The organism is Bordetella sp. H567, from assembly GCF_001704295.1.
Lineage (GTDB): Bacteria > Pseudomonadota > Gammaproteobacteria > Burkholderiales > Burkholderiaceae_B > Bordetella_C.
Window position 1 is genome coordinate 1,368,778 of record NZ_CP012334.1, and the last position, 14,248, is coordinate 1,383,025.

A 14,248-nucleotide genomic window follows, 5' to 3' on the forward strand; every position below is an offset into this window, starting at 1 on the left:
CATCGCCCGTGGCCGGGTTGGGATATGCGCGTGCACGGGCTGTCTCGCGAGCCGAGGCGAGGATTGTATGATTGACTGAATATGGCTATAGTGCAGCTCAGTACTAGTAATACAATCATACCGACTTGACCGCAAGGCGTATCGTTGTCCGCCCGCCCCCACGCGGGCCCGGAGACAGGAACGATCATGGAGAACGACGAAGCACTCTCGCCATCCCTGCGCGGCAGGCGTGCGCTGGTGACAGGTTCGGTGGCGGGGCTGGGCTATGCCGTCGCGCACCGGCTGGCCGCCGCCGGCGCCGATGTGATTCTGCACGGGATCGAACCGGACCACGTGGCGCGGGCCGCGGTGGACCGCTTGGCGCGGGAGAGCGGCGCGCGCATCCTGCTGTCGCGCGCGGACCTGAACGATGTCGGCCAGATCGAGGCGATGATGGCCCAGGCCGAAAAAGACCTGGGCGGTATCGATATCCTGGTGAACAACGCGGTGGTCAGGCATTTCGCCCCGGTCGACGCGCTGCGCACGGAACAATGGAACGAGGCGCTGGCCGTCAACCTGTCGGCCGCCTTCCATACCGTGCGTCTAAGCCTGCCCGGCATGCGCGCGCGCGGCTGGGGACGCATCGTCAATATGTCGTCCGTATATGGCGCGGGCGCGACGCCAGACCGTATTGCCTACATCACCACCAAGACCGCGCTGATCGGCATGACGCGCGCCATCGCCATCGAAGCCGCGCGTACGGGCGTGACCTGCAATGCGCTGATGCCGGGCACGGTGCCCACGCCGCCCATCGTCGAACGGATCGCCGGGTTGGCAGCGGAGCAGGGAATTTCCCAAGAAGCGGCCGCGGCGAATTACCTGCGGGCTCGCCAGCCCACCGGCCGCTTCGTCGCGATGGATAGCGTGGCCGCCATGGTGTTGCTGCTGTGTTCGCCGGCGGGCGCGGACATTACGGGCGCCATGCTGCCCGTCGATGGCGGCTGGACGGCGGCCTGAGGGGCCGCGGGCGCGAAGGCTGCCAACCGCGGCAGGCACCCGATGCATATCGGAACAGCAAGAACCCCTACACATCGCGAGACGGAGGCGACAATGAACGACAAAGCCAAACCTGCCCTGGGATTCGTGGGCATCGGCCGCATGGGCGCGCCCATGGCGCGGCGCCTGCTGGAAGCTGGCTACCCGCTGACGATCCACGACACCCAGGTGGACGCCGTACAGGCATTGGTGGCGCTGGGCGCGCGCGCGGCCGACTCGCCGCGCGCGGTGGCCGACGCGGCGTCCATCGTGCTGGTGTCGCTGCCCAAGCCCGACATCGTGACCGAAGTAGCACTGGGCGCGCAGGGACTGGTGCACGGCAAGGCGGCGCGCATCGTGGTCGATCTGTCCACATCGGGCGCACAGGCGGCGCAGCGCCTGGCGCGCGGGCTGGGCGAACGGGGAATCGCGTCGATCGACTGCCCCGTCAGCGGTGGGATGGGCGGCGCGGCCAAGGGCACGCTGGCCCTGATGGTGTCCGGTCCGCGCGACGCCTTCGACACGCTGGCGCCGGTGCTGGAAGTATTGGGCAAGTCCTTCTACATCGGCGAAAAGCCGGGCCTGGCGCAAACCATGAAGGTCCTCAACAACCTTGTCTCGGTGACGGCGCTGGCGGTGACGTCCGAAGCCCTGGTGATGGGCGTGAAGGCCGGCCTGGATCCCGACATCATGGTGCAGGTCATCAATTCCGGATCGGGCCGCAGCAATGCCTCGGAAGACAAGATTCCCAAGTACGTCCTGAGCCGCAGCTTCGGCTTCGGTTTCGCGCTGGGCCTGTCGGCCAAGGATGTGGGGCTGTGCCTGTCCGAAAGCGAGGCGATCGGCGCGCCGCTGCGCGTGGGCAGCGCGGTGCGGGACCTGCTGAACGATGCCCTTGCCCGTTTGGGCGACCAGGCCGACATGACCGAGATCGTGCGACTGGCCGAGGAGGCCGCGGGCGTCGAGGTACGCGGCAAGGCCGCGCAGAAAGCGTGAGGCCGCCATGACGCCCCGAATCACGGCAGCCCTCATCGCGTCCGGCCTGGCAGTCATGGGAACGATGGTCCACGCGCAGGCAAGAGAAGACACCTTTCCGGACAAGCCCGTCACGCTGGTCGTGCCGTACTCCCCCGGCGGAGGCAGCGACAACATCGCCCGCGCGACCGCCAATTTCCTGACGCAGTACTGGAAGCATCCGGTCATCGTCGAGAACAAACCCGGGGCGGACGGCATGATCGCCACCCGCCAGGTCATGCGCGCGGCGCCGGACGGCTATACCCTGCTGATTTCCATCCCCGCCATCGCCGCGCTGAAATACATCAACAAGGCGATGGAGGGCGATCCGTTGGTCGAATTGCGGCCGGTCAGCATGCTGGCGTCCGGCCCCACCGGCATCGTGGTGAAGGGCGGGACCGCGATCCAGACCATCGAGGACCTGAAGCGGGCCTGCGCCCAGGCATCGGCAGGCTGCAGCTGGGCCAGCGGTGAGCCGTTCACCTTGCTGGCCGGCACGGGGCTGGTTGAAAAGATGGGCTTGAAGGATATGACCAACGTGCGCTACGCCGGAACCTCGGCGGCCGTCAACGACATCATCGGAGGACGCGTCACCATGGTCGTGACGGGGCTGTCTTCCGTGGTGCCGCACCACAAGTCCGGCACCATGAAGATCCTGGCGCTGAGCAGCGACAAGCGTCTGCCGGAAGTCCCGGACGTACCGACCTATGCGGAAAGCGGCCTGGGCGACGTCGACTTCACCAATAACTGGTATGGCATCTTCGTGCCGGCCAAAACGCCCGATGCCGTGGTCATGAAAATCGCCGATGGCATGCACCTGGCGGCGCAGGATCCGCAGGTACTGAAGGTCCTGCAGCCCCTGCTGATCCAGCCGGTGGGCAGCACGCCGGACGCGTTCGCCGCGACCGTCAAGCGCGCGCAGGCCACCGTTGACAAGCTGTCCAGCCATCTGACCCAGTAGTTTCCCGCCGTGCCACGGGCAGGCGCCCGTGGCGCCGTCCCCCTATATGACGTCCGGCAGCGTCTCGACGACGTCCCCGTTGAAACGCGCGCGCCAGGTACGCAGGCGGTGTTCCGGATACTCCACGCATTGGCCGTCCCGCAGCCGGAAGTGCTGCTTGTACAAAGGCGAGGCCACCACCAGTTCTCCCCCGAGCTGGCCGACGATGCCGCGTCCCAGTACATTGGCGCCGGACTTGGGATCGCGGTTGTCGATCGCGTACAGGGTCTGGGTTTCATGGCCCGGCAGATAGAACAGCGCGATCTGCGCGTCGTCCAGCAGGGCAACGACGCCGGAATTGCCGACCAGGTCGCGGCGCTGGCAGATGGGGCGCCAGGCCGGCTGGCGCTTGTCGGATGCGTTCATCAGGCGATCTCCTCGACGATGGGAATGGCGCGGATCTCATCCGGCCGCGCCGGCCGGGGCTGGCCGCGTTCCTGCACGAAGCGGATGTCCGGATCGGCGCGCCGGTCGTTGACGAAGGTGCGGAAGCGCTTGAGCTTCTCCGGGTCCTTCAGGGCATTGGCCCATTCGCATTCGTAGCGGTCGACGACCAGCTGCATCTGGGCCTCGAGTTCGGCCGCGAGGCCCAGGCTGTCGTCGATGATGACGGCCTTCAGGTAATCCAGCCCGCCTTCGAGCGCGTCGCGCCATACCGAGGTGCGCTGCAGCTTGTCGGCCGTGCGGATGTAGAACATCAGGAAGCGGTCGATATAGCGGATCAGGGTGGCGTCGTCCAGGTCGGTGGCGAAGAGTTCGGCGTGGCGGGGCCGCATGCCGCCGTTGCCGCAGACATACAGGTTCCAGCCCTTTTCGGTGGCGATCACACCAACGTCCTTGCTTTGGGCCTCGGCGCATTCCCGTGTGCAGCCCGATACCGCGAACTTCAGCTTGTGCGGGGCGCGCAGGCCTTTGTAGCGGTTCTCGATGTGCAGGGCCATCTTCACGCTGTCCTGGACGCCGTAGCGGCACCAGGTGCTGCCCACGCAGGACTTCACCGTGCGCGTGGCCTTGCCGTAGGCATGTCCGGTCTCGAAGCCCGCCGCGATCAGGGCTTCCCAGATGTCGGGCAGCTCGTGCAGCTGCGCGCCGAACAGGTCGATGCGCTGGCCGCCGGTGATCTTGGTGTACAGCTTGTACTGCTTGGCGATGGAAGCAATGGCCAGCAGGCCGTCGGGCGTGACCTCGCCGCCGGGAATGCGCGGCACCACGGAATACGTGCCGTTCTTCTGCATATTGGCCATGAAGGTATCGTTGGTGTCCTGCAGCGGCACCAGGCTGGGGTCCTGGATGGGACGGTTCCAGCACGACGCCAGGATGGACGCCACGGCAGGCTTGCAGATATCGCAGCCGATGGCGCCACGGCCATGCCGCGCCAGCAGCGCCTCGAAGCTCTCGATGCCTTCGACGCGCACCATGCCGTACAGCTCCTGGCGGGTGTAGGGAAAGTGCTCGCACAGGCTCTTGTCGACGGCCACGCCACGGCGCGACAGCTCGTGTTCGAAGACCTGCTTCAGCAGAGCGGTGCAGCCGCCGCAGCCGGTGGATGCCTTCGTGCACGCTTTCACCGCAGCCAGGTCCGTGCAGCCGTCGTCGATGGCGGCGCATACGGCGCCCTTGCTGACGTTGTGGCAGGAACAGATCGTTGCCGTGGCGGGCAGGGCGTCCGGCCCCAGCGCCGGCGCGCCTTGTCCCACCGGCAGGATCAGGCTGGCGGGATCCGCGGGCGGCGCGATGCCGTTCTGCGCGTACTGCAACAGCGTGTCGTAATAGCTGTTGTCCCCGACCAGCACCGCGCCCAGCACCCGCTTGCCGTCACCGGAGACGACCAGGCGCCGATAGCTGGCGCCGGCTTCATCGATATAGCGATAGCTGACCGCGCCGGGCGTCCTGGCATGCGCGTCGCCGATGGAGCCCACGTCCACGCCCAGCAGTTTCAGCTTGGTCGACATGTCGGCGCCCGTGAACGGCTGGGCGTCCTGCCCGCACAGCTGGGCCGCGGCGGTGCGCGCCATCTGGTAGCCGGGCGCCACCAGGCCGAACACCATGCCGTTCCAAAGTGCGCATTCGCCGATGGCGTAGATATGCGGGTCGCTGGTGCGGCAATGATCGTCGATGACGACGCCGCCGCGCTCACCCACCGTCAGGCCGGCGGCACGCCCCAGCCCGTCGCGTGGCCGGATGCCCGCCGAAAACACCACCAGGTCGGTCTCCAGCGGTTCGCCTTCCGCGAAGCGCATGCTGTAGCGGTAGCGCAGGCCCTGCTTGATCGCCTGCGTGGAGCGCGACAGGTGCACGCTGGCGCCCAGGGCTTCGATGCGCGACTTCAATGCGGCGCCGCCGAAGTCGTCCAGTTGCACCGGCATCAGGCGCGGCGCGAACTCCACCACGTGCACTTCCAGTCCCAGCGTCTTCAAGGAGTTGGCGGCCTCCAGGCCCAGCAGGCCGCCCCCCACCACCACCCCGCGGCGCGCGCCCGCGGCCGCCTCGCGGATCATGTCCAGGTCGTCCAGCGTGCGATACACCAGGCCGGCCGTGCCTTCCGCGCCGGCCACGGGCGGCACGAAAGGAAAGGACCCGGTGGCCAGGACGAGCTTGTCGTACGGCTGGCGGCCTTCTTCGGTGACGATCTCGCGCGCGCGGCGATCGATTTCCTGTACCCGGACGCCCAGGCGCAGGATCAGGCCGGGACGTTCGTAGAACGCCGCGTCGCTCATGGCCATCGACTCGGCGTCGCGCCCGCCCAGGTATTCCGAGAGATGCACGCGATCGTAGGCGCGCCGCGTTTCCTCGCCATAGACCAGAATGCGATAGCGGTCGAGCGCGCCCTGGGCGATCAGTTGTTCGACGAAATGATGGCCGACCATGCCATTGCCGATCACCACCAGGGTCTGGAGGGGATGCGTGGGGTGCGCTGCATTCATGGATATCACCGGGGCGTAGCGATTGCGTTTTCAAAAGGCAAAAAGGCGCCGACGACCGTGGGGTCGAAGGCGCCTTTGCCTGTGATGCTCGGATTGTGTGGCCGGGATCGCGCCCGGCATAAACATCAAAGCAATATGCATGCCATGCCGCGCAGGCCCGGCCGGATCGACGTCGCGGCCGCCGTGCGCCACGGTGGTGCCCAATATTGTGCGGCGCGCACGGTTTTGGGGCGGCCGGCGACCGCTACGGCAGGTCCAGGTCCAGGAGCAGGGGCGAGCGGTCCGGATACAGGGCGTGGATATATCGCCGGCAGGTCTTGATGTTGCCGTCGTAGCCGCTACCCCGGACGATGTTGTCGTGGTCCACGTGCAGCTTGACGGTGCAATGGGCGTGCAGGACGACCGGTGTCGTGATGGCGAATTGCGCGCCGTACTCCTTGGGTTTTTCTCCCCCGTACCTCCCCGCGGAGGCCGAGGTGGACTGCGTGACGTAGTCTGTTCGCGTTTCGTTGAGGGACCAGACCAGTACCCGCATGCCGGCGATATTCTCTTCCCCCACCGGTACGCCGAGGCGCTGCATGGCCATTTGCAGGGGTTGGCCATGCAGTGTTTGCAGGCCTTGCTGGAACCTTTGCTGGCTCGTCATGCAGCCTGTCAGCAGGCAACTGCCGAGTACCAGAATCCGGATGCTGTTCTTCATTTCCCGTCGCGGCGTGGCCGTCCTCGTGAGCGGCAGGCGAGGAGAGCCTTGCAGGTCCGCGCTTGCCGAAAATCCGGATAGCCTAAGCGCGGGACGCGGCGGGGTAAGCCGGCGCATGCCGAAAAGAGCGGGCGTGCGGGCTGATAGCGTCGTAGGAAAGGGCTGCCGGCGTCGTCGTCGAAGATGGGTGCCCGCCGTCATGCGCGGCGTCGACCGCGGCTTGCGCAACGTCGGCAGGGCAACGGGGCGCCGCGGGTGGAGCGATCGGGGCGAGCGCCGATCAGTCCAGCAGCCGAGCCATGATGATGATGTCCTCGTAGCGGCCGTCCAGGTAGCGCGCCTTGCGCTTGATGCCTTCCTCGACGAAACCGTAGGACTGGTATAGCGCGCGGGCCACGGCGTTGGCGGCATAGACCTCGAGTTCGACACGCGTGAGGTCCAGCGCCGCCGCGGCGGCGATGGTGGCGTTCAGCAAGGCCTTGCCGATGCCCCGGCCGCGCCAGTCCGGACGCACGCCCATGCCCAGCACGCCGGTGTGCGTGAAACCGCGCTGGCCCAGGGGAACGATATCGCACCAGCCGACGATTTCGCGGCCGACGAGCGCGACGAAATGCGGATGGCGCATCGCGATGTTGTTCATGACGAAGGCGCGCGTCTGCTCCGATGGCGGCGCCTCCAGGAAGCTCAAATGCCGGCGTTCACGCGCAACGGAGTCCAATGCGCGCCGATAGCCGTCGATATGAGCGGGCGCGATCGGCAGGATCTGGTAGTCCGGGGACGGCCCCGCGGCCGCCGCGTCGGATAGGGCGCCGCGTGTGCGCTGCAATGGTTTCATGGTTGCCAGGATGGTGATACGGGCGTTTGCCGCATAGTACGCCGCGCAGGGGGCCGATGCGATCACCGGCGACCGCCTTATGGATGCCACTTTTGGATTTATGCCGTCGGCGTGGAATGACGCGATTGCATGTACGCACCGGGCGGCACGCCGTGCCCACGGCGTGTGCGGAGTTTGACAATCGCGGGGCTGCAAAATTATAGTCCGTTCAACGATATGATGGTTCGATAAACGGAACAATCAGCAGAACAGTCTGACGAGCACAGTCAGGGGGATGCAGGGCGTGGCGGGCCGGGACGATGGCCCGCGTGACACCCGGCGTCGATCCGGCCGGCAGGGGTATTGAACAAGCGCGGCTCGACACGCGCGGATGACGGCATCGGCCTGGCGCGGACCGGTGCATCGCACAGGAGACCAGCGCATGCATGCAACGCTTCCGGCGCAAGCCGTTTCGCCGCAAGACGCGGCACCTCCGCGGACGGCAGCCGCCGGGATGCCCACCGTCGCCGAGCAATGGGCGGCATTCCTGCACGACACCCGCTTCGAGGACTTGCCCGCGGACATCGTTGCCCGCGCCAAGTCGCGGCTGCTGGATGCCCTGGCCACCGCGGTCGCCGCGCGCGACCTGCCGGTGCCTGCCGTGGCGCGCCGTTTCGTGCAGGCCAACCGCGGTCCCGCCACGGTGATCGGCCATGCGGACACGCTGCCCACCGTCGATGCCGCCTTCGTCAACGCAACCCTGGTGAACGGCTGCACCCATGACGATTTCCTGGCGAAGTCCCATCCGGGGGCGGTTGCTATCCCCGCCGCGATGGCACTGGGCGAAGCGCATGGCGTGGGCGGCGCCGAACTGCTGACCGCCATCGTGCTGGGCTATGACATCGTGGCGCGCGCCTATTTGGGATCGCCCGGCATGCTGCCCGCATTTCGCGGCACGGGCGTGGCCGGCGCGATCGGCGCGGCCGCCGCGGCAGGCAGGATGCTCGCGCTGGATCGGGCGCGGATGGTCAACGCCCTGGGCTGCGCGGCGATGTTCGCCTCCGGCTTCGGCGAAGGTTTCCGTTCCGGGACCATGGACGTCAAGCTGAACGTGGGCTGGGCCGCCCGTACCGGCGTATCGGCGGCCGAACTGGCCGCGGCGGGCGCCACGGCATCGCCGCTGGCCTTCGAAGGCGAGTCCGGCTACTTCCGCGCCTTCGGCCGAACGGCCGAGCACGCCGCCGAGGCCACGCGCGATCTGGGCAAGCGCTTTCTCATCGAGGACGTCGTTTACAAGGAACGGCCGGTATGCATCTTCGTGCAGACGCCGGTGCACCTGGCGCTGACGCTGAAGGCGCGGCACGGCTTCGACGCGGCCCGCATCGAGCGTGTGACCATACGCGCGCCATGGCTGACCCTGACCAATCCGGGCTACACCAATGTGGCGCCGTACCAGACGCCGTTGAAAGCGCGCATCAGCGTGCGCTTTACCGTCGCGGCCGCGCTGCTGGGCCGTCCGGTGGACGAATACGCCTACTACGACAACACCGCCGATGCCGACGTCCTGGCGCTGTCCGACCGGATCGAGCTGCTCGATCCGGCGCCGGGGCAGGACGGCCGCGTCGATCTCGAGGTGGTGTGCGCGGGCGCCTCGCACGCGATTTCCGGCCTGGAGATGGACAGCCTGACGCCGACCACCGACAAGATCATCGCCAAGTTCCGCCGCCTGACCGCGCCCACCATGCCGGCAGGGCGAAGCGAGGCGTTGCTGGACATGGTGCTCGCGCTGCAGGACGTGCCGGACATCGGCGCGCTGACGGCCTTGCTGCGACCCGCCCAATGACCCACGGGCCCCGGAGGCCGGGGCCCACCCACAACAATCAGGAGACACCCCCATGAAACTGGCCAGCCTCGTGGCCGCGGGCGCTGCTGCGCTCGCCGTCGGCGCCGCCGCGCATGCCGCCTATCCGGACCATCCCATCCACGTCATCGTGCCGTTCCCGCCGGGCGGGTCCACCGACGTGGTCACGCGCATCGTCGTGGCCAAGGCCCAGGAGCTGCTGGGCCAGAACATCATCGTGGAAAACCGCGGCGGCGCGGGCAGCATCATCGGTTCGGACTATGTGGCCAAGGCCGTGCCGGACGGCTATACGCTGCTGGTCGGCCAGACCGCCTTCGCGGTGAACGCCTCGCTGCGCGAGAAACTGCCCTACGACACCGTCAAGGATTTCACGCCGATCGCGTTGATGGCCGATCATCCGGGTGTCTTCCTGGCCCAGTACACCAAGCCCTACAACACGTTCAAGGAATTCATCGCCTACACCAAGGCCAATCCCGGCAAGGTCGTGTATTCGTCCGCCGGCACCGGCAGCTGGCCGCATCTTGCCATGGCGATGCTGGCCAAGGACGCCGGGCTGCAGATGGTGCACGTGCCCTATCAGGGCACGGGTCCGGCCAAGGCCGACCTGATCGCCGGCCGCGTGGACGTGAAGATCGAGGCCTATGCCACGTCGATGGGCATGGTCAAGGACGGCAAGCTGAAGGTGTTGGCGGTGACCAGCGCGCAGCGCGATCCCATCCTGCCCGACGTGCCTACCATCGCGGAGCTGGGCTATCCCGGCTATGAGACGTCGTACTGGATCGGCCTGCTCGGGCCCGCGAAGATGCCGCCGGACGTCACCGCCAAGCTGGAGAAAGTCTTCCTGCAGGCCGTGAACGATCCGGAGGTCAAGCAGAAGCTGGATGCGCAGACCATCCACCCGCATCCCCTGCCGGCCAAGGACCTGGAGGCGCTGATCCACAAGGAAATCGACAAGTGGGCGGCGGTCATCAAGGACAGCAACATCGATAAGCAATAAGGCCGGAAAGGAGACCCGCATGCAGCAGCGCAATGACACTCCGGCGTCCCCCGCCGCCGGCGGCAGGTTCGCGGACTACGCCGCGGCGCGCCGCGGCGCCGCACGGATGGCGGTGGCCCCCGGCGTGGATATCGCCTATGTGGTGGATGACTACACCGATGGGTGGAAGAACGCCCCTGTCGTGATGCTGCTGCACGGCGTCGCCGAGTCGGCGGAGGCCTTCATCGGCTGGGTCCCGCAGCTGGCGCGGCACTGCCGCGTCATCCGCGTGGACCTGCGCGGCCACGGCCTGTCGTCGCCGGTGGGCGAACACGACGCGCTGTCGATCGCGGACATGGCCGACGACATCGACACGCTGGCGCGGCGGATCGGCGCGCCCGTGCACGTGGTGGGCGCCAAGCTGGGCGCGCAGATCGGGCTGGAGCTGGCACAGCGGGCGGTGCCCTGGATGGCGTCGCTGACCTTGGCCGGCGTGCTGATTTCGCCCGGCGGCGCGCTGGGCAAATGGGTGCCCGAATGGATCGGCCTGATCGAGCAATCCGGCGTGGAGGGCTGGGCGCGCGCCACGATGCCGGGCCGCATGGGCACGGCGCTGACGCCGGAGGGCATGGCCTGGTGGACGCGCTACATGGCCATGGCGCCGGCGGCCACGGTGAAGGCATGCATCCGCATGTTCCCGCGCCTGGCGGAGCCCGCGCGGCTGGAATCCATCGTCTGCCCTACGCAGGTCATCGTGGCGGTGCAGCCTGAGCAACCCGGTGCCTATGACCAGCGCCAACCCGTCGCCGAAGTGCGCCGCTGGCAAACCCGCATACCCGGATCGGCACTGGTCGAGCTGCAGGCCGATTCGTACCACATCGCCGCCACGCATCCCGACGCGTGCGCGGCCATCGCTCTACGTTTCATAGAAAGGATTTCATCATGATGGGATGGCGCGGCCGCATCGGCTTTCTGGTTCCTCCGGGCAACCCCACCGTCGAGCCCGAGATGCAGCAGTTGGTTCCCCGCGGAGTCTCCCTGCACTACACGCGCATGGTGGCCCATGGGCTGACCGGCGCGCATGCCGGCCAGGAAGACCGCAATCGCACGCAGATCGAACACATACCGGAAAACGTCGAACTGCTGGCCATGGTCAAGCCGGGGGTGATCGTCATGGCGCATACCGCCACCAGCTACACCCTGGGCAAGCAGGGAGAAGCCGAACTGGTGGCGCGCATGGAAAAGCAGTACGGGATTCCCTTCATCACGGCCTTCGGCAGCGTGCTGGCGGCATTCCGGCACCTGGGGATAGAGCGCGTGGCCTATGCCACGCCCTATAACGAGCAGACCACGCTGCAGGGCAAGGCGCATCTGGAGTCCTACGGCATGAACGTGGTGGCCCACGGCATCCTGCCCAATGTCGTGAACATCTATGAGGAGACGCCGGAACGCGCCTATGCGCTGGGCCGCCAGGTCGATCATCCGGACGCCCAGGCGCTGTTCCTGAGCGGCGTCGGCATGCCCACCGTGGATGCGATCAACCTGCTGGAACGCGACCTGGGCAAGCCGGTGATATCCAGCGCGACCGCGATGATGTGGAATGCCTTGCGCGTCATCGGCGTACGCGATGCGGCCGCCGAGGGCGGCCTGCTGCTCTCGGGTACCGCCGGCCCCATGGCCGCACGGGTTTAATATTTTTCCTTCGGCGCGAGCCGCATCACACAGGATACCGGCATGGTTCTCTACCTGAATGAATCGGACGTGCGTCAGCTGTTGACCATGTCCCAGGCGGTCGAAGAAGTGGAACGCGCGTTTTCCGCGCATGGCCGCGGCAAGGCAGTGGATGTTCCGCGCCGCCGCACACGGCAGCCCAGCGGGCATCTGCACATCCTGCAGGCCGCCGCGCCGGAGATCGGCTACATCGGCTACAAGGCCTATTACAACCGGCCCGGCAAGCCGCTGAATACCCTGCTGCACATGATGAACCACGAGCAGGGGAACACCGAAGCCATCATCGAATCGGACTGGCTGGGGCGTATCCGCACCGGCGCCGCCACGGGTGTCGCGGCGCGCTACCTCGCCCGCAAGGATGCGCGCATCCTGGGCTTGTTCGGCTACGGCCGCCACGCGCGCACCCAGCTCGAGGCCGTCTGCACCGTGCGCGACATCGCCGAAGTCAAGGTATTCGGCCGCAACCAGGACGGCGTGCGCGCCTTCTGCGACGAGATGTCCCAACGCGTCTCGGCCCGTGTGCGGCCGGCGCAGTCGCGCGAGGAAGCCGTGCGCGGCTCCGACATCATCGTCACCATGACGCGCGCCGCCGAGCCGCTGTTCGACGGCCGTTGGCTGGAGCCGGGGCAGTTCGTCGCCGCCACCGGATCCAATGCGCTGGACCGGCGCGAGATCGACACCGAAACCGTGCGGCGCGCGGACGTCATCGTGGTCGATTCCCGCGAGGTCGCGCAAGGCGAGTGCGGCGACCTGCTGCCCGCCTACGAGAACGGCTTGATCTACTGGGAGAACCTGGCCGACATGGGTGGCGTCGTCGCGGGCCGCTGGCCCGGGCGCACCTCGGACGCGCAGATCACGCTGTTCGAGTCGCACGGAATGGCGGTGCAGGACCTGTACGCGGGCGCCGCCATACTGGCTGCCGCCCGCGAGCGCGGCATGGGCGTCGCCCTGCCGATGGGGCCGGCGGGGGGCTGATGCGTCACACGCATCAATCAACCGAATATTTGCGCTTTACCGGATAAGCGCGCTTGCGCATCATGCTCGCCGTGCCGCCTGAACCAGGCGGCGCTTCTGCTTTCAATCGGATGAGACGAGCCATGACCGCGCCAGCACAAGAGAAAACCCTTTTCACCGAGGCGGAATTGACCGCCCTGGGAACCCGCGCCTTCGTCGGCCTGGGGCTGCCCGAGGCGGATGCCGCCGACGTGGCGCGCGTCCTGGTGCTGGCGGACCTGTTCGGCCTCTCCACGCACGGCCTGAGCCGCATCGAGTCGTACGGCGACCGCCTGCAGGTGCAAGGCATCAATGCCCGCGCCCGCGTGGCCACGCAAACCGTCGCGCCGGCCCTGCGCCTGGTGGATGGGGACAACGGCGTGGGCCCGCTGGTGGGCATGCACGCGCTGCGCGCCGCGATGGAGGCTGCCGAATCCTGCGGCGTGGGCGTGGCCTTCGCGCGAGGCAGCAATCACTTCGGCCCGATTTCGCCGTACGGCCTGATCGCCGCGCAGGCGGGCTTCGCCAGCATCATCGGCAGCAACGCCACCACGACCATCGCGCCCTGGGGCGGCAGCGACGCCCGGCTGGGCAACAGCCCCCTGGGCTTCGGCGTGCCCAATCCCGGGGGCGATCCCTTCCTGCTGGACATGGCGATGAGCGTCGTGGCGCGCGCCAAGATCCGCAACGCGTTCAAGCGCGGCGAGGCCATACCGGATACCTGGGCCACCGATGCCGGCGGCCGTCCCACCACCGATCCCAAGGCCGCGCTGGATGGCTTCCTGCTGCCCATCGGCGGCCACAAGGGCTACGGGCTGGCGCTGCTGGTGGACATGTTCGCCGGCGTGCTTTCCAACGCCGCCTACCTGACGCATGTGAAGTCGTGGGTCGACGCGCCGGACGAGCCGCAGAACCTGGGGCACTTTTTCATCCTGATCGATACGCGCCGCCTGGGATCGACCCAGTGGCTGGCCGACCGGATGAACGATTTCGCGGCAATCCTGCACGACAGCCCGCCCACCGACCCCAAGCAGCCGGTCATCGTGCCCGGCGAGATCGAATTGCGCAAGATGGCGCGCCAGCGCCAGGAAGGCATCGCGCTGGACGCGGCCACCGTGGCGCTGCTGCGCCAGCACGCCGCGAAGGCGCCGGCCTGAGGCCGGCCGATGGGCAGGCGGCGGGGGGTTCCTCCGCCGGCACGAACGTAAAAGAATGGGAGAC

Annotated in this window: 13 protein-coding genes; 9 read left to right on the forward strand and 4 right to left on the reverse strand. The window is 67.6% G+C overall.

Annotated elements, in window-relative coordinates:
* Nucleotides 1–186 precede the first annotated feature (186 nt).
* The 3 genes from AKI39_RS06190 (at nucleotide 187) to AKI39_RS06200 (ending at nucleotide 2,989) form a co-directional block, all read left to right on the forward strand.
* A complete protein-coding gene (locus AKI39_RS06190) occupies nucleotides 187–996 on the forward strand; it encodes an SDR family oxidoreductase (RefSeq protein WP_145925206.1) in 810 nt (269 codons plus the stop codon).
* Between the two features lie 93 nt (nucleotides 997–1,089).
* A complete protein-coding gene (locus AKI39_RS06195) occupies nucleotides 1,090–2,010 on the forward strand; it encodes an NAD(P)-dependent oxidoreductase (protein ID WP_066633739.1) in 921 nt (306 codons plus the stop codon).
* Nucleotides 2,011–2,017: 7 nt separating this feature from the next.
* Nucleotides 2,018–2,989: a Bug family tripartite tricarboxylate transporter substrate binding protein gene (locus AKI39_RS06200; RefSeq protein WP_066633742.1), complete on the forward strand. Its 972-nt coding sequence runs from the start codon at nucleotides 2,018–2,020 to the stop codon at nucleotides 2,987–2,989.
* 42 nt (nucleotides 2,990–3,031) lie between these two features.
* On the opposite strand, the gene nirD is transcribed toward AKI39_RS06200, so the two are convergent.
* The 4 genes from nirD to AKI39_RS06220 all read right to left on the reverse strand — a co-directional run bounded on the left by nirD (nucleotide 3,032) and on the right by AKI39_RS06220 (nucleotide 7,487).
* Complete coding sequence (gene nirD / locus AKI39_RS06205) at nucleotides 3,032–3,394, reverse strand: nitrite reductase small subunit NirD (protein WP_066633745.1); 363 nt, start codon at nucleotides 3,392–3,394, stop codon at nucleotides 3,032–3,034.
* The gene (gene nirB, locus AKI39_RS06210) at nucleotides 3,394–5,952 is read right to left on the reverse strand and encodes a nitrite reductase large subunit NirB (RefSeq protein WP_066633747.1); all 2,559 of its coding nucleotides are present in this window, start codon (nucleotides 5,950–5,952) and stop codon (nucleotides 3,394–3,396) included. The genes nirD and nirB overlap by 1 nt, the downstream gene beginning before the upstream one ends.
* 244 nt (nucleotides 5,953–6,196) lie before the next feature.
* A complete protein-coding gene (locus tag AKI39_RS06215; protein ID WP_066633749.1) occupies nucleotides 6,197–6,652 on the reverse strand; it encodes a hypothetical protein in 456 nt (151 codons plus the stop codon).
* A 280-nt stretch (nucleotides 6,653–6,932) separates the two neighbouring features.
* On the reverse strand, nucleotides 6,933–7,487 hold the full coding sequence (locus tag AKI39_RS06220) for a GNAT family N-acetyltransferase (protein ID WP_066642303.1): 555 nt from the start codon (nucleotides 7,485–7,487) through the stop codon (nucleotides 6,933–6,935).
* Nucleotides 7,488–7,908: 421 nt separating this feature from the next.
* Here AKI39_RS06220 and AKI39_RS06225 point away from each other — a divergent pair, with 421 nt between their 5' ends.
* From AKI39_RS06225 to AKI39_RS06250, 6 genes are all read left to right on the forward strand, one after another.
* Nucleotides 7,909–9,309, forward strand: a complete 1,401-nt coding sequence (locus AKI39_RS06225; RefSeq protein WP_066633752.1) for an MmgE/PrpD family protein — start codon at nucleotides 7,909–7,911, stop codon at nucleotides 9,307–9,309.
* A gap of 52 nt (nucleotides 9,310–9,361) precedes the next feature.
* The gene (locus AKI39_RS06230; RefSeq protein WP_066633757.1) at nucleotides 9,362–10,324 is read left to right on the forward strand and encodes a Bug family tripartite tricarboxylate transporter substrate binding protein; all 963 of its coding nucleotides are present in this window, start codon (nucleotides 9,362–9,364) and stop codon (nucleotides 10,322–10,324) included.
* A gap of 19 nt (nucleotides 10,325–10,343) precedes the next feature.
* On the forward strand, nucleotides 10,344–11,249 hold the full coding sequence (locus AKI39_RS06235) for an alpha/beta fold hydrolase (protein ID WP_066633759.1): 906 nt from the start codon (nucleotides 10,344–10,346) through the stop codon (nucleotides 11,247–11,249).
* Nucleotides 11,246–11,995 carry a maleate cis-trans isomerase family protein gene (locus AKI39_RS06240; protein ID WP_066633761.1) on the forward strand — a complete coding sequence of 250 codons (750 nt, stop codon included), beginning with the start codon at nucleotides 11,246–11,248 and terminating at the stop codon, nucleotides 11,993–11,995. Before AKI39_RS06235 ends, AKI39_RS06240 begins: the two co-directional genes overlap by 4 nt.
* 42 nt (nucleotides 11,996–12,037) lie before the next feature.
* Nucleotides 12,038–13,009 (forward strand): ornithine cyclodeaminase family protein, encoded by a 972-nt coding sequence (locus tag AKI39_RS06245; protein ID WP_066633762.1) that lies wholly within the window; start codon nucleotides 12,038–12,040, stop codon nucleotides 13,007–13,009.
* A gap of 122 nt (nucleotides 13,010–13,131) precedes the next feature.
* Nucleotides 13,132–14,184, forward strand: a complete 1,053-nt coding sequence (locus tag AKI39_RS06250; RefSeq protein WP_066633763.1) for an Ldh family oxidoreductase — start codon at nucleotides 13,132–13,134, stop codon at nucleotides 14,182–14,184.
* Nucleotides 14,185–14,248: the final 64 nt, after the last annotated feature.

Coding starts and splice junctions, on each gene's coding strand:
- AKI39_RS06230 (WP_066633757.1), top strand. CDS start 9,362: ATGAAACTGGCCAGCCTCGTGGCCGCGGGCGCTGCTGCGCTCGCCGTC.
- nirD (WP_066633745.1), bottom strand. CDS start 3,394: ATGAACGCATCCGACAAGCGCCAGCCGGCCTGGCGCCCCATCTGCCAG.
- AKI39_RS06200 (WP_066633742.1), top strand. CDS start 2,018: ATGACGCCCCGAATCACGGCAGCCCTCATCGCGTCCGGCCTGGCAGTC.
- AKI39_RS06250 (WP_066633763.1), top strand. CDS start 13,132: ATGACCGCGCCAGCACAAGAGAAAACCCTTTTCACCGAGGCGGAATTG.
- AKI39_RS06240 (WP_066633761.1), top strand. CDS start 11,246: ATGATGGGATGGCGCGGCCGCATCGGCTTTCTGGTTCCTCCGGGCAAC.
- AKI39_RS06245 (WP_066633762.1), top strand. CDS start 12,038: ATGGTTCTCTACCTGAATGAATCGGACGTGCGTCAGCTGTTGACCATG.
- AKI39_RS06195 (WP_066633739.1), top strand. CDS start 1,090: ATGAACGACAAAGCCAAACCTGCCCTGGGATTCGTGGGCATCGGCCGC.
- nirB (WP_066633747.1), bottom strand. CDS start 5,952: ATGAATGCAGCGCACCCCACGCATCCCCTCCAGACCCTGGTGGTGATC.
- AKI39_RS06215 (WP_066633749.1), bottom strand. CDS start 6,652: ATGAAGAACAGCATCCGGATTCTGGTACTCGGCAGTTGCCTGCTGACA.
- AKI39_RS06225 (WP_066633752.1), top strand. CDS start 7,909: ATGCATGCAACGCTTCCGGCGCAAGCCGTTTCGCCGCAAGACGCGGCA.
- AKI39_RS06235 (WP_066633759.1), top strand. CDS start 10,344: ATGCAGCAGCGCAATGACACTCCGGCGTCCCCCGCCGCCGGCGGCAGG.
- AKI39_RS06220 (WP_066642303.1), bottom strand. CDS start 7,487: ATGAAACCATTGCAGCGCACACGCGGCGCCCTATCCGACGCGGCGGCC.
- AKI39_RS06190 (WP_145925206.1), top strand. CDS start 187: ATGGAGAACGACGAAGCACTCTCGCCATCCCTGCGCGGCAGGCGTGCG.